The organism is Chryseobacterium sp. WLY505 (assembly GCF_030846215.1).
GTDB lineage: Bacteria > Bacteroidota > Bacteroidia > Flavobacteriales > Weeksellaceae > Chryseobacterium.
This window is the reverse complement of the sequence record NZ_JAVCWI010000001.1, coordinates 582,371-595,395: the sequence shown is the minus strand read 5'-3', so window position 1 is coordinate 595,395 and position 13,025 is coordinate 582,371. Positions and strand designations below refer to the sequence as shown.

Here is a 13,025-nt window from a genome sequence, read left to right as displayed (position 1 = left end):
TCCAAATAATTATTTTTCAATAAAATTTTTTAAAAAAATCTTCTTCTACCCATAAACAGTAGATTTGTGGATATATTTGTTAGATTGAAAAAGCAGGGTTTACATTAATTTATCCGATGGATAATAACATCAAGCCTCCTTCTCCCAGCTTCCATCTGTTAAATAATAAAACCCTATCTTTGCAAAAAATTGGGCTCCAAAAGTTGGAGTAACCCATTAATAACATATCCTGAGCAAAGCAAAAGGATTATTAAACATTTTTTATGTCAAATATTGTCGCAATCGTTGGACGTCCCAACGTTGGAAAATCCACGCTTTTTAATCGTTTATTAGAAAGAAGAGAAGCTATTGTAGATTCTACAGCTGGTGTTACCAGAGACCGTCACTACGGAAAATCAGACTGGAACGGAGTAGATTTTACGGTAATTGATACCGGAGGTTATGATGTAGGTACAGATGATATCTTTGAAGAAGAAATCCGTAAGCAGGTACAATTAGCGGTGGATGAAGCCACTTCTATTATCTTTATGATGAACGTAGAAGAAGGGCTTACCGACACAGATCACGAAATCTACAGACTTCTTAGAAGATCCAACAAACCAATTTATATCGTTATCAATAAAGTAGACTCTGCGAAGGAAGAGCTTCCTGCAACAGAATTCTATCAGTTAGGAATTGATAAATATTACACGCTTTCTTCTGCAACAGGTTCCGGAACAGGAGACTTGTTAGATGATGTCGTGAAAGATTTCCCTACTACAGAATATAAAGATCCTTTCGAAGGTCTTCCTAAAATTACCATTGCAGGTCGTCCAAACGTAGGAAAGTCTACCATGACCAATGCTTTATTGGATGTTGAAAGAAATATCGTAACCGATATTGCAGGAACTACCAGAGACAGTATCCAGACTTTATACAACAAATTCGGACACGAGTTTGTATTAGTAGATACGGCAGGGATGAGAAGAAAGTCTAAGGTAAACGAAGACCTTGAATTCTACTCTGTAATGAGATCGATCCGTTCTATCGAATATTCTGACGTCGTGATCATCATGGTAGATGCTACACAGGGATGGGAATCTCAGGATATGAACATCTTTGGTTTAGCTCAGAAAAACAGAAAAGGAATTGTAATCCTTGTGAATAAGTGGGATTTGATCGAAGACAAGCAAACCAATACAATGCGTGATTTCGAAAAATCAATCAAAGATAAAATTGGTCAGTTCCAGGATATTCCAATCCTATTTGTTTCAGCTTTAACGAAGCAGAGAATTTTAAAAGCTGTAGAAGTGGCCATGGAGGTTTATGAAGACCGTAAGAAGAAAATTAAGACTTCAAAACTGAATGAAGTAATGCTTCCGATCTTCGAAAATACACCGCCGCCGGCATTGAAAGGAAAATATATCAAAATCAAATATTGTGTTCAGCTTCCTACGCCGTCACCACAGTTTGTATTCTTCTGCAACCTTCCGCAGTATGTGAAGGAACCATATAAAAGATTTACTGAAAATCAGCTGAGAAAAGAATTCGGGTTTACCGGAGTTCCGATTGAAGTGTATTTCAGACAAAAATAATAAGAACTACTGTTCACAAAAACTCCGGCAAGCGAAGCTTGCCGGAGTTTTTTATATCATCAGAGCAGACTTTCTCTTTCTGCCCGATCTTTCAATTCGTTTTTTAGTTGTAATTTTGCAGCAATTAATATCAATTAACTGAAATTAAAAATAAATTTTTCATGCTTACTATTTTATCGCAACACTTTTCTCTGGTCAACGAATGGATTAACGAACTTAGAAACGTTACGATCCAACATGACCGAATGAGATTCAGAAGGAATATGGAAAGAATCGGGGAGATTGCCGCTTTTGAAATCAGTAAAGGACTGGAGTATAGAGAAGTTGAAATTCAAACTCCTTTAGATACAATAAAAAGCAGGGAAATTGCTGTGCAACCGGTTATTACAACCATTTTAAGAGCAGGAGTTCCGTTATTCGAAGGAATTCTTAACTATTTGGACAGAGCAGACTGTGGTTTTGTAGCGGCATACAGAAAACACGATGCCAACGATTATTTCTCAATCAAACAGGATTATCTTACCTGTCCAAGCATTGAAGGTAGACCTTTGATCGTAGCAGATCCCATGTTGGCAACCGGAGCTTCTCTGATTGAAGCGATCAAAGACTTGCTAACCAACGGAAATCCAACCCAGCTTCATATCGTAGCAGCCATTGCTTCAAAACAAGGCGTTGAAACAGTTCAGAATGCTTATCCTGAAGCACACATCTGGGTAGGAGCCATTGATGAACATCTGACTTCAAAAGGATATATCACTCCTGGATTAGGTGATGCCGGAGATTTGAGCTACGGAGAAAAACTTCAAAGATAATTTAAGAAAGATTAAAGAAATCTTTTAGTAAATTCAATAATAAATCAGGTCGTACTTTATCCATAGGATGCTTTGTATCCGGGAGTACGGCCAGTTTTGCGTTGGAAAGGCTTCTGTAAACTCTCATACTTTCTTCCAGCGTTACCATATGATCTTTATCACCCACCATGATTTGAACCGGAGTGCTAATTGTAGCAAAATTATGTTCCAGAGGAGGATTTTTACCTAAATCAACCATTAAATCAGCAATAGCCGGAAGAAGTTGTTTCCACTTTGCTCCGTGTTGTGATTCTAAAAGCTGGGCATACTGCGGAATTTTTTCAAGAATAACATCCGGATTAAGCATTTTGCTTTCTTTTAAAGCCTGTTCTTCAGTCCAGTCGAACTTTGTGCCCAGTGTTATCACAGAATTTACATTGTCAGGATTTTCCATGGCGTAGCAAAGTGCAACATAACCACCCATGCTGTGCCCGAAAATTGATACATCAGTTAAGTTATTCACTTTACAATAATCGGATAATTCCTGAGTATATTTTTCAATAGTAATACCGTCTGCGGGAAGTTCCTGATTTCCATGTCCTGAAAATAAAGGGGTGTGTAAGGTGAAATATTGGGACAATGCACTCAGATAAGGTTTGAAAATGTCGCTGTGACCTAAAGCTCCGTGCAGTAAAAGCAGATTTGGCATAGTTGTGTAGTTTCCGGAAAATTAGGAAAAAGAATTGAATCATGAAAATGGATTGAGTAAGAGAGTGAGAGTGTTTTAGAGTGGGAGAGTTGTAGATTTTGAGAATATTTTTGAAGATGATCTCCACACCTCGCATCCTGCATCTCACCATCCCGGAACTCGGACCTCGGACCTTGTATCCCGTATCTCACCATCCCGAAACTCGTACTTCGATCCCCGAATCCCACATCAAACATCTTCAGCCATCACCAAAACACTCACTCTATTATCACCAGCATTTAAAATCTTCCAGGCAATTGATGAAACCGTATTTCCTGTGGTGAAAACATCGTCAATCAGTAGAATATGCTTCCCGGTAATAGATTGGGTAATGGAGAACATATGAGTAGATTCCAATCTATGCTTCTTATCTTTTAATGCCTGAGCTTTGGAATAATGATTTCTTTTGACTAATTCATGATCAAACGGGATATCATAAAATTCTGATAATGTTTCTGTGAATAAATGAAGTTGATTATATCCTCGCTCGCGGAGTTTCCTTGGATGAAGCGGAACACTTACTAAAAGATCAGGATTCTCATCTCTGAAATCAAGGCGATCTGTAGTCCAGTCTGCCAGAATTTTGCCTGTTTTTTCCCGGTTCCTGTATTTAAGATCGTGAATAATCTTTCTGCTTAAACCTTCCTTTTCAAATTGTATTAAAGCAAACGCGTTTTCAACCGGAAATAATAAACTGCATTTTTCCTTAATAGGGTTATTTTCAAAATAATTGTAATGGGTAAAATGAATCTGGCTGAAGCAAAGATCGCATACCAAAAGTTCAGGATCGATGATTCTGTTGCAGTGAATGCAACGGTTCGGAAACAAGACCTCTAATATCATAGTGTGTTTTTACTAAGATATGAAAATAATTGTCAATTTTTGCTTCGCAAAGTCAATAGTGAATTATTATTAATGATGACGTTCGCAAAGGTTTGTCAGTTTATCTTATATCATTTACAAGGACATTTCATTGAGCAGAGAAAGGATTTTTTCGTTGCTGAGTGAAATGCAATAGCGATCAAAAAAAGTTATAAATAGTATAGAAAAATTTTGCAAACTCCGCGTTTAGAAAAATAAGCTACCCGTAAATATCAGCAGCAAATCGATTATTCACAAACCCGGATCCCGCACCCCGAACCTCACATAGAAATTCACAAGCGAAGCGTATTGACAATTCACCATTCCTGTTTAAACATCTTCAAACGTCTTTCTAATCTTCTCTACAGAATTTTTCATACTCAGATTAAAATGTTCCTTTTCCAATCTCACGGGTGGTGCCTGTCTCACTTCACAATCCGCAATACTGCAGGATTCGCAGGTAACCCCTACATTAATGGTTTTTAAAGAAGGAGATTTGATAAACCCAATTTTTTTAATGGTTTGAGAATTCAGTAAAATGCCCAGGCAGTAACTTCTGTTGCTTCCATCTGAGAAAGGATTTTTTTGTGAGGTAGAAATTACCAGATAGCTTATTCCCTGATCTTTATAGTGAGAAATCTGAGCATCTGTCAGGGTTTCATTTTCTTTTAAATCACCAAGATTTTTTACCGCAATCCATCTTCTGCAGTAATGCTCGTTCATTGCATTGGCGTGAGGAGCCTGTTGATGGTTAAGATGCAGCTCTTTTAAAATCTGAATTTTATCTGAATTTTTCTTTTTTACCAGGCATAAGTAAAAAAGATCCTTGATTCCCATCTCTGCCGAAAGGATGTTTGTAAGGCGGTAATAGAAGGTTTCAGGTGAATGGGTGAAGCTATTAATCAGACTTTCGAAATTTTTAGGATCCCATTTATTTTGCTGGAAGAATTCCGAAGTCTTTTCAATAACAGGTTCTTTTGAAATAAGCAAAGCTCCTGCAAAATAAGAGGCATAAAAATTATTCAGGATTTCCTCAAAACTTCCAAAATCCAGCCATGAATACGTATTGGGACGATTTTTTAATTCCAAAACATTAAACCCTATTTCTTTCGCAAGGATAAAAGTTTTCTGATCCTTTTCCAGTTTTTGATTCAGAAGTAAAAGTTTTTTCTCCGGAATAAAAAGAGAACGCAGGTTATCCAGGGTTCCATATTTTTCAAAATCTTCAGACTGAATGATGTAACTGAATTTTTCTGCAAGAATTTTCTCCAGAATGTCAGACTTCAGGCTTTTCCCGATTTTTAAGTGATTTTCCTTGGTAAACAGACTTACTTTTTCCTCAATTTCCGGAAAATAATTATCATACAATTCCTGAAAAGACCTCAATACGGCAAAATAAAATCTCTCTTTTCCAAGGTTATAATTCTGAGAAATTTCAATCAGAGCATTGATGAAAGCCGTTACTTTTTTTGGAGCATCGCTGATAATGCTGATAAGGTTATTCTTATTGATCCCAAACAACTCCAAAGGAACTTCTTTGAAAAAATCAGACTGAAGAATTTCGTTGAAGGGAGCCAGGCTTTTATCCAGCTTGGTAGAAACCAGATCATCGAAAGTACAGCTGAGTGCTTCAGAAAGTTGAATAATTTTATCGTGCTTGGGATATTTTTTTCCGTTCTCAATTTCGTTGAGGTAAGATTTTGATAATCCTGTCTTTACAGCAAGGTCCTGCAGAGACCAGTTTTTCTTTTGTCTCTGCTGCTTCAGTTTCAGCCCGAAAACTGTTTTGATAAAGTCGCTTTCTGAATTCATTACTCAAATATAAATAATTAGATGCGATTATTCGCATAATAATTTTTAAATAAATTTAGCGAACGTTCGCTATTTGTGAAAATTTTTATTTATGTTTGTAATATCAAATCACAAAATCAATACGTTATGGAAACCAAGACTCAGTTAGAAATAAAGTCGCAGAAGCAGTTTGAGGAAATATTTACTCCCGATTTGACAGATTTTCTGATTTCGCTTCATCAGAACTTTAATCATAAAAGACTTGAACTTTTAGAAGAAAGAAAAAAGACACAGCAAAATTTTGATAGAGGAAATCTTCCTGAGTTCTTGAAAGAAACATCAGAGATCCGAAAAGGAAATTGGGTATGTGCTCCACTTCCTGAAGATATGTTGGATAGAAGAGTAGAAATTACCGGCCCTGTTGACCGCAAAATGATTATCAATGCCTTGAATTCCGGTGCTTCCACGTTTATGGCCGATTTTGAAGACAGCAGTTCGCCGGTTTGGGAAAACTGTATCCAGGGACAGATTAATCTTTCTGATGCTATTAACCGAAAGATAGATTTTGTTAACGAAAAAGGAAAAGCGTACACTCTTAATGAAAAAACGGCTGTTTTACAGGTTCGTCCAAGAGGGCTTCATCTTCCGGAAAAACATATTGAAATCAACGGAGAAAAAGCTTCCGGATCACTGACTGATTTTGGAATCTATTTTTTCAGAAATGCAAAACAGCTTTTGGAAAACGGGAGTGGCCCTTATTTCTACCTTCCGAAATTAGAACACTATAAAGAAGCCCGCTGGTGGAATGAGGTTTTTGTTTTTGCCCAAAACTATCTTGGAATTCCGGAGGGAACTATTAAAGCCACTGTTTTAATAGAAACCATTACTGCTTCATTTCAGATTGATGAAATTTTATTTGAATTAAAAGAACACAGCGCAGGATTGAATTGCGGAAGATGGGATTATATTTTCTCCTACATTAAAAAATTCAGAAACCTTCCCGAATTTATTGTTCCGGACAGAGATCAGGTGACCATGACCTCTCCTTTTATGAGTGCTTATTCAAAAAGAGTGATCGAAATCTGTCATAAAAGAAATGTACATGCGATCGGTGGAATGGCAGCTCAGATTCCTGTAAAAGACGATGACGAAGCCAATAGAAAGGCTTTTGAAAAAGTAAGAAATGACAAAGAAAGGGAAGTGAAAAACGGTCATGATGGAACCTGGGTAGCACATCCGGCATTGGTACCTGTAGCAAAAGAAATTTTTGACCAGTATATGACTTCTAAAAATCAGGTCGATAAAAAATTTGAATACCATATAACAGAAAGCCAGCTGCTGGAAATCCCCAAAGGAGATATTACCGAAAAAGGAGTCCGAAAAAATATCAATGTAGGAATTCTTTACCTGGAAAGCTGGCTGATGGGAACTGGCGCAGCCGCCATTTATAATCTGATGGAAGATGCAGCTACTGCAGAAATTTCAAGAACACAAATCTGGCAATGGCTGAAGAACGAAGCTGTATTGAGTGATGATAGAACATTAACCCGAAGTATGGTGTTGCAGTGGGAAAAAGAAGAAATGGACAATATTGAAAAGTATGTAGGAGAAACCCGTTTCCAGAATGGAAAATTCAATCTTGCCAAAGAACTTTTCAATGAATTGATTTTCTGTGAAAATTTTGAAGAATTTCTAACCCTTAAAGCATACCCTTTTATCTAGTTGGAGAGTGAGAGAGTAGAAGTGTCCGAAAGTTTGAGAATCATATCTCGTACCTCCGAACCTCCGAACCTCGTAACCCGAACCCCAAAATCTAATCAAACAAAATCCAAATATTATGAAAACAAGACAAGAACAGATCCAGGCTATTGAACAAGATTGGCTGACGAATCCACGTTGGAACGGTGTAAAAAGACCTTATACAGCAGAAGAAGTTTTAAAACTTCGAGGTTCTTATACCATTGACTACACTATTGCGACAGAAATGTCAAAAAAATTCTGGGATAAACTGAATACTCAGGATTATGTGGCAGGACTTGGTGCATTAACGGGTAATCAGGCGGTACAGGAAGTGGATGCCGGGCTGGAAGCCATATATCTTTCAGGATGGCAGGTGGCTGCAGATGCCAATCTATCTGGGGAGATGTATCCTGATCAGTCATTGTATCCGGCCAATTCAGTGCCTGCTGTGGTAAAGAAAATTAATAATGCCTTATTGAGAGCGGATCAGGTGCAGTCTGTAAGCGGCACAGGAAATAAAGAATATCTTGTGCCTATCATTGCAGACGCTGAAGCGGGCTTTGGAGGTAACCTGAATGCTTTTGAACTGATGAAACAGATGATTGAAGCAGGAGCAGCTGGTGTCCATTTTGAAGATCAGCTTTCTTCTGCCAAAAAATGTGGACACCTAGGGGGAAAAGTATTGGTGCCTACTCAGGAAGCAGTAAATAAACTGATTGCAGCACGTCTGGCTGCCGATGTATTAGGTGTTCCAAGCCTTATTATTGCAAGAACAGATGCGGATGCAGCAGATTTGCTGACTTCTGATATTGATGACAGAGACAAGAAATTCGTGACAGGAGAAAGAACTTCCGAAGGATTTTACGTGGTAAGAAATGGAGTAGAACAAGGCATCGACAGAGGTCTGTCTTATGCCCCCTATGCAGATCTGATCTGGATGGAAACCTCGAATCCTGATCTGGAGCAGGCCAGAAGATTTGCAGAAGGAATTCATGCGAAATTCCCGGGAAAAATGCTGGCTTATAATTGTTCGCCTTCGTTCAATTGGGCAGCAAAGCTGAGTGTGGAAGAAATGTCGACTTTCCGCGAGGAGCTGGCTAAAATGGGATACAAATTCCAGTTTATTACCCTTGCAGGATTCCATGCATTAAATACGGCTATGTTTGAACTGGCATTAGCTTATAAAGAAAGAGGAATGGCCGGATATTCTGAACTTCAGGAGCGTGAGTTTGCACTGCAGCAGAAAGGATTCAGAGCGGTAAAACATCAGTCTTTTGTAGGAACTGGTTATTTTGATGAGGTACAGAATATTGTTACCAACGGCTCTTCAGCTACAGTGGCAATGAAAGATTCTACAGAAACGGCACAATTCCATTAGTTATTTTCCATATTTTTTTGATGTGAAACCTTCTCGTCTGTGGGGAGGTTTTTCTTTTGTTTAAAGCTGTTTTGGCCTCTTTTTGTGCTGTAAATATTTCAAAATACTAAAGAAATAAATACAACATGATAAGTAATTGAAATTTGAATTATATTTGGGGCTGAAAAAATATTATTACAAATGAATTTAATTAAAGTACTTTTTATTACATTAGGATTAACCCTTACTGCAAATGCTGCAAAAGCCCAACAGAAGATTGGAAGTGTGAATACTGATGATATTTTTGCAAGTTTACCTGAAGTAAAAACAATAAGTGCAACTGTGGATAACCTGACAAAAACCAAACAGACTGAAATTGAAAAGTTAATCGGTGATTATCAGACCAAACTGAAAGCAGCACAGGATAAAGAAAAAACTCTTAGTGAAGCTAACAAAGAAGCAGTAACTAAAGAACTTATTGCAGCACAAACAGAATTACAGACTCTGGGTAAAAAAATTGAAGAATCGAGAACACAGGCTGCTAAAGATATTTCTGCAAAACAAAATGAATTGTTTACTCCGCTTCAGCAAAAAGTAAAAGCTGCTATTTCTGCGGCTGCTAAAGAAAGAAGTATCAATTATGTTTTTGATATTGCATCCCAGGAAGCTAATAATCTTGTGTACAACGATGGAAGTGAAGATATCACAGCACTTGTAAAAACTAAATTAGGAGCTACAGCAACGCCTGCAAAATCTGCCGGAAAATCTAAATAAGAAATTCAATATACTGAATATTGTAACGGAATCAGAACTTATGATTCCGTTTTTTTTATGCATAAAAGTGTGGGGTTGAGTGAAGAAAGTTTTGTTTTAAAATGATACATTTGAGTAAACTTTCAGCAGAATGAATTTAATGTACGAAAAACAGATCAAAGTAACAGAAGATCATATTGATCAGAACAACCACGTAAACAATGTACAATATGTGCATTGGGTGGAAGAAGCAGCTGCAGAGCATTGGGATCTTCTGAAACAACAAACAGAATATGTAAACGATGCCTGGATGCTTCTGGATCATCATATCCGATATAAAAAACAGGTTTATCTGGGTGATATCATTACGGTAAGAACCTATCCTCTGACTCCCGAAGGAGCCAAGCAGCCAAGAAAAGTTGAATTCTATTGCAATGACGAACTTGTGGTAGACTCAAGTACGCTTTGGATTCTGTTTGATCCTGAAACCAAAAAAATAAAACGCCTGGAAAACGACTGGCTGGAGAAGTTTTTTTAATTAGAATAAGGTGTAGAGCAAAACAATTTTAATTTGTTAAAATGGAATTTGAATATAGAAAGAATAAAATTGTAGGCAATTTGATATTAGGGTATTTTTATCTGTGTTTTACCGTTTTTATTTCTGGTGCCATTGTACGTAAAATGATTCTGAACTGGAATGAACTTTCATTATCAAAGATATTTTCATTTGCTGTTCCGGTTTTACTGTTTTCTTTTCTTACTTATCTCTTTTTGGGAACAGCATTAATCAGAAAAAAATATTATTTGCGAAATTTAAGGGAAGAAGCTAAAATTGATCCTTTAGAAAAGCAAATTATCGTATTGGATAAACAGAGCCAAAAAGAGAGAAAAATAGATTTTGATAAAATTAAAGCCGTTGAATTGTATTATTCATGGAACTCAAATGCCTTTTCATCAGATCTGGGATATTCTAAAATTGTAATTGAGGATAATGCTGAACCTATTTTGATTACTCAGAATAATATCAACCAATACTATATTTATAAAGCTTTTAAGAATAAAGTAACTGTAAATAAATCAAAATTTGCAAATAACTTATAAAGAAATGATTTTAGCCAGGCCTCTTGTATTGCTGGCTCTGAATTTGTAGCTTATCGGATGACAATTATCAATCAAAAACTAAATATACATGAAATTCTATTATTCACTGGCTTTACTCTTGTTAAGCATAATAGGCTATGGCCAGGAAAACCCTTACTGGTTTACAGATGATATCAAAAAAAAGATGGCAGATTCCACCCAAGATCAATCCTGGAGAAGCCAGATGGCAGCAACATACTACTCAATAAGCGGACAATATAAACCGGCATTGGAAAGTTGGGATGAGACTTTTGGACGTGTAAAAAAGTTGAGTACTGCAGATAGCCTGAGATATACAAAATTAATCCCTGTCAATGCAAAAGATTATATCTTGGAAAGAGCTGCCAGTGAACAGATTGTCATCATTAATGAAGCTCATCATAATGCCAGCCACAGAGCATTTGCATCTTCCTTACTTCAGGGATTATATGACAAAGGCTACAGATATTTGGGACTCGAAACTTTAGCAAGTGATTCTTTAAATACCACAAAATTTGCTACTCTCAGTAGCGGATATTACTCCAAAGAACCGGAATTCGGAAATTTTATCTACCATGCTTTGAAAATTGGATTTACACTTTTCCCCTACGAAGCAGAAGGAAATAACAAAGAAAGAGAAATTGGAGAAGCAAAAAATATCTTCGATTTTATGCAGAAAAATAAAGGAGGCAAATATCTCATCTACTGCGGTTACCAGCACGCTTATGAAGGTGTTCATAAATCCTGGGAGAAAACAATGGCGGGAAGACTTTCAGACTTAACAGGTGTGAATCCGTTTACCATTGATCAGACTCAATTTTCAGAAAAAAGTAACCTGAAGTATAATGAACCGCTTTTAAGACTTGTGAAAAATACTGTGCCCGTTGTTTTAAAAGATGACAATCAGGTAATATACAATGGTGAAGACAAGGAGTTATATACCGATATTAAAATTATTTATCCCGTTACAAAATACATTAAAGGCAGACCAAATTGGATGTTGAACAAAAACAGAAAGCTCTATAAGATTTCAGCTTCTAAAGTTTCAATATATCCGGCCTTGGTTTTAGCATACAGAAAAGGAGAGTTTGAAAAACAGGGAATTCCTGCTGATATCATTGAACTCAAAACTTCTAAAGACAGCCGTTTTTTAATCCTGAATAAAGGACATTATGAAATTGTTATCAAAGACAAAGAGTACAAAGTCATTAACAGATTTGAAAAAATGATAAAATAACTTGATAGAAAAACAAGGTAATGAAAAGTAAGTTAAGAAAAATAACTGTTAATGCTATAGAATACTTGTATTCAGTTTCTGATCAATATCATTCCGAAACTAAAACTAATACTCTGACTGTAAAAGTGTTTTTAAACGGACAAAAACAAACTCCTTTAGTCATCAAATTTTCAACAGTTGATAATTATATTATTGGGCAGCCTTTAAAGTCGGGGGTAAAGTTATTTAATAAAATAAAGAATACTGAAGAGGAAGTTAATCTTAATGAACCTAAATATATTAAAGAACTTATTATTCTTGGATTAAAAGATGGATGGTCAGGAACTAACTTAATAGCAATACAAAACGGAATTAATTATTTGAATGAATTGGGCTTTGAAACGGACCAATTAAAACCAGAAAATGACAGATAATTTTTTCCTTAATGTAATTCAATAAGAGCCACAGCTATTTTTACTAAGGAAACATCAAACAAACATCTCCACGAAACTTTCTATTTCAACAATATTATTTTCAGGTTTTTTTCTAAAAAGAATATTTTAAAATCGCTGTAATAGAAACAGTCTTTTCTGTATTAAGCTGTTTTATCCTATCTTTGTACTATGATACGTATTACAAAAATTTTTACATTCGAAACGGCTCACGTGCTTTACAACTACGATGGGAAGTGTAAAAATATGCATGGACATTCCTATAAGCTGTTTGTAACAGTGAAGGGAAAACCGATTAATGATATTGAAAATCCTAAAAATGGAATGGTGGTAGATTTCGGAGATATCAAAAGTATCGTAAAATCTGAGATCGTGGACGTATGGGACCATGCGGTTCTTGTCAATGCGCTGTCTCCACATAAAGAATTGGGAGATGACCTTGAGCAGAAAGGACATAAGGTAATCTATTGCAGTTTCCAGCCGACTTGCGAAAACATGTTGTATGCTATTGCAGCTAAAGTAAAATCAAGACTTCCCGAAGGAATTTCTTTAGCTTATCTTAAACTTCATGAGACAGAAAACTCTTATGGAGAATGGTTTGCAGAAGATAATCAATAATTTTT

Annotated in this window: 13 protein-coding genes; 10 read left to right on the top strand and 3 right to left on the bottom strand. The window is 36.3% G+C overall.

Annotation, left to right across the window (positions count from 1 at the left end; translation table 11 throughout):
• The first annotated feature begins 263 nt into the window (after window positions 1–263).
• Together der and upp are read left to right on the top strand one after the other, a co-directional pair.
• On the top strand, window positions 264–1,574 hold the full coding sequence (gene der / locus RAH34_RS02750; RefSeq protein WP_306595069.1) for a ribosome biogenesis GTPase Der: 1,311 nt from the start codon (window positions 264–266) through the stop codon (window positions 1,572–1,574).
• 161 nt (window positions 1,575–1,735) lie between these two features.
• The gene (gene upp / locus RAH34_RS02745) at window positions 1,736–2,386 is read left to right on the top strand and encodes a uracil phosphoribosyltransferase (RefSeq protein WP_062676151.1); all 651 of its coding nucleotides are present in this window, start codon (window positions 1,736–1,738) and stop codon (window positions 2,384–2,386) included.
• A gap of 1 nt (window position 2,387) precedes the next feature.
• Here the strand turns inward: upp and RAH34_RS02740 are convergent, their stop codons facing one another.
• The 3 genes from RAH34_RS02740 to RAH34_RS02730 all read right to left on the bottom strand — a co-directional run bounded on the left by RAH34_RS02740 (window position 2,388) and on the right by RAH34_RS02730 (window position 5,786).
• Window positions 2,388–3,074, bottom strand: coding sequence for an alpha/beta fold hydrolase (locus RAH34_RS02740; protein ID WP_306595068.1), 687 nt, complete (start codon window positions 3,072–3,074; stop codon window positions 2,388–2,390).
• A gap of 228 nt (window positions 3,075–3,302) precedes the next feature.
• Window positions 3,303–3,956 (bottom strand): ComF family protein, encoded by a 654-nt coding sequence (locus tag RAH34_RS02735; protein ID WP_306595067.1) that lies wholly within the window; start codon window positions 3,954–3,956, stop codon window positions 3,303–3,305.
• Between the two features lie 348 nt (window positions 3,957–4,304).
• Window positions 4,305–5,786, bottom strand: coding sequence for a helix-turn-helix domain-containing protein (locus tag RAH34_RS02730; RefSeq protein WP_306595066.1), 1,482 nt, complete (start codon window positions 5,784–5,786; stop codon window positions 4,305–4,307).
• 126 nt (window positions 5,787–5,912) lie between these two features.
• Between RAH34_RS02730 and aceB the strand changes: the two genes are divergently transcribed.
• The 8 genes from aceB (at window position 5,913) to RAH34_RS02690 (ending at window position 13,020) form a co-directional block, all read left to right on the top strand.
• Window positions 5,913–7,487, top strand: coding sequence for a malate synthase A (gene aceB, locus RAH34_RS02725; RefSeq protein WP_306595065.1), 1,575 nt, complete (start codon window positions 5,913–5,915; stop codon window positions 7,485–7,487).
• 112 nt (window positions 7,488–7,599) lie between these two features.
• Entirely contained in the window at window positions 7,600–8,883 is a 1,284-nt protein-coding gene (gene aceA, locus RAH34_RS02720; protein WP_373427979.1) for an isocitrate lyase, read from the top strand.
• Between the two features lie 180 nt (window positions 8,884–9,063).
• A complete protein-coding gene (locus tag RAH34_RS02715; protein WP_114820431.1) occupies window positions 9,064–9,636 on the top strand; it encodes an OmpH family outer membrane protein in 573 nt (190 codons plus the stop codon).
• Between the two features lie 130 nt (window positions 9,637–9,766).
• On the top strand, window positions 9,767–10,153 hold the full coding sequence (locus RAH34_RS02710; protein WP_306595064.1) for a thioesterase family protein: 387 nt from the start codon (window positions 9,767–9,769) through the stop codon (window positions 10,151–10,153).
• A gap of 41 nt (window positions 10,154–10,194) precedes the next feature.
• Window positions 10,195–10,716: a hypothetical protein gene (locus RAH34_RS02705; RefSeq protein ID WP_306595063.1), complete on the top strand. Its 522-nt coding sequence runs from the start codon at window positions 10,195–10,197 to the stop codon at window positions 10,714–10,716.
• An 88-nt stretch (window positions 10,717–10,804) separates the two neighbouring features.
• Window positions 10,805–11,971, top strand: a complete 1,167-nt coding sequence (locus tag RAH34_RS02700) for a hypothetical protein (protein WP_306595062.1) — start codon at window positions 10,805–10,807, stop codon at window positions 11,969–11,971.
• 20 nt (window positions 11,972–11,991) lie between these two features.
• Complete coding sequence (locus RAH34_RS02695; protein ID WP_306595061.1) at window positions 11,992–12,384, top strand: hypothetical protein; 393 nt, start codon at window positions 11,992–11,994, stop codon at window positions 12,382–12,384.
• A 189-nt stretch (window positions 12,385–12,573) separates the two neighbouring features.
• Window positions 12,574–13,020 carry a 6-carboxytetrahydropterin synthase gene (locus RAH34_RS02690; protein WP_034696824.1) on the top strand — a complete coding sequence of 149 codons (447 nt, stop codon included), beginning with the start codon at window positions 12,574–12,576 and terminating at the stop codon, window positions 13,018–13,020.
• The last annotated feature ends 5 nt before the right edge of the window (window positions 13,021–13,025 follow it).

Bases quoted from the DNA above. Each gene is read 5' to 3' on its own strand.
- der (WP_306595069.1), top strand. From the start codon at position 264: ATGTCAAATATTGTCGCAATCGTTGGACGTCCCAACGTTGGAAAATCC.
- upp (WP_062676151.1), top strand. From the start codon at position 1,736: ATGCTTACTATTTTATCGCAACACTTTTCTCTGGTCAACGAATGGATT.
- RAH34_RS02740 (WP_306595068.1), bottom strand. From the start codon at position 3,074: ATGCCAAATCTGCTTTTACTGCACGGAGCTTTAGGTCACAGCGACATT.
- RAH34_RS02735 (WP_306595067.1), bottom strand. From the start codon at position 3,956: ATGATATTAGAGGTCTTGTTTCCGAACCGTTGCATTCACTGCAACAGA.
- RAH34_RS02730 (WP_306595066.1), bottom strand. From the start codon at position 5,786: ATGAATTCAGAAAGCGACTTTATCAAAACAGTTTTCGGGCTGAAACTG.
- aceB (WP_306595065.1), top strand. From the start codon at position 5,913: ATGGAAACCAAGACTCAGTTAGAAATAAAGTCGCAGAAGCAGTTTGAG.
- RAH34_RS02715 (WP_114820431.1), top strand. From the start codon at position 9,064: ATGAATTTAATTAAAGTACTTTTTATTACATTAGGATTAACCCTTACT.
- RAH34_RS02710 (WP_306595064.1), top strand. From the start codon at position 9,767: ATGAATTTAATGTACGAAAAACAGATCAAAGTAACAGAAGATCATATT.
- RAH34_RS02705 (WP_306595063.1), top strand. From the start codon at position 10,195: ATGGAATTTGAATATAGAAAGAATAAAATTGTAGGCAATTTGATATTA.
- RAH34_RS02700 (WP_306595062.1), top strand. From the start codon at position 10,805: ATGAAATTCTATTATTCACTGGCTTTACTCTTGTTAAGCATAATAGGC.
- RAH34_RS02695 (WP_306595061.1), top strand. From the start codon at position 11,992: ATGAAAAGTAAGTTAAGAAAAATAACTGTTAATGCTATAGAATACTTG.
- RAH34_RS02690 (WP_034696824.1), top strand. From the start codon at position 12,574: ATGATACGTATTACAAAAATTTTTACATTCGAAACGGCTCACGTGCTT.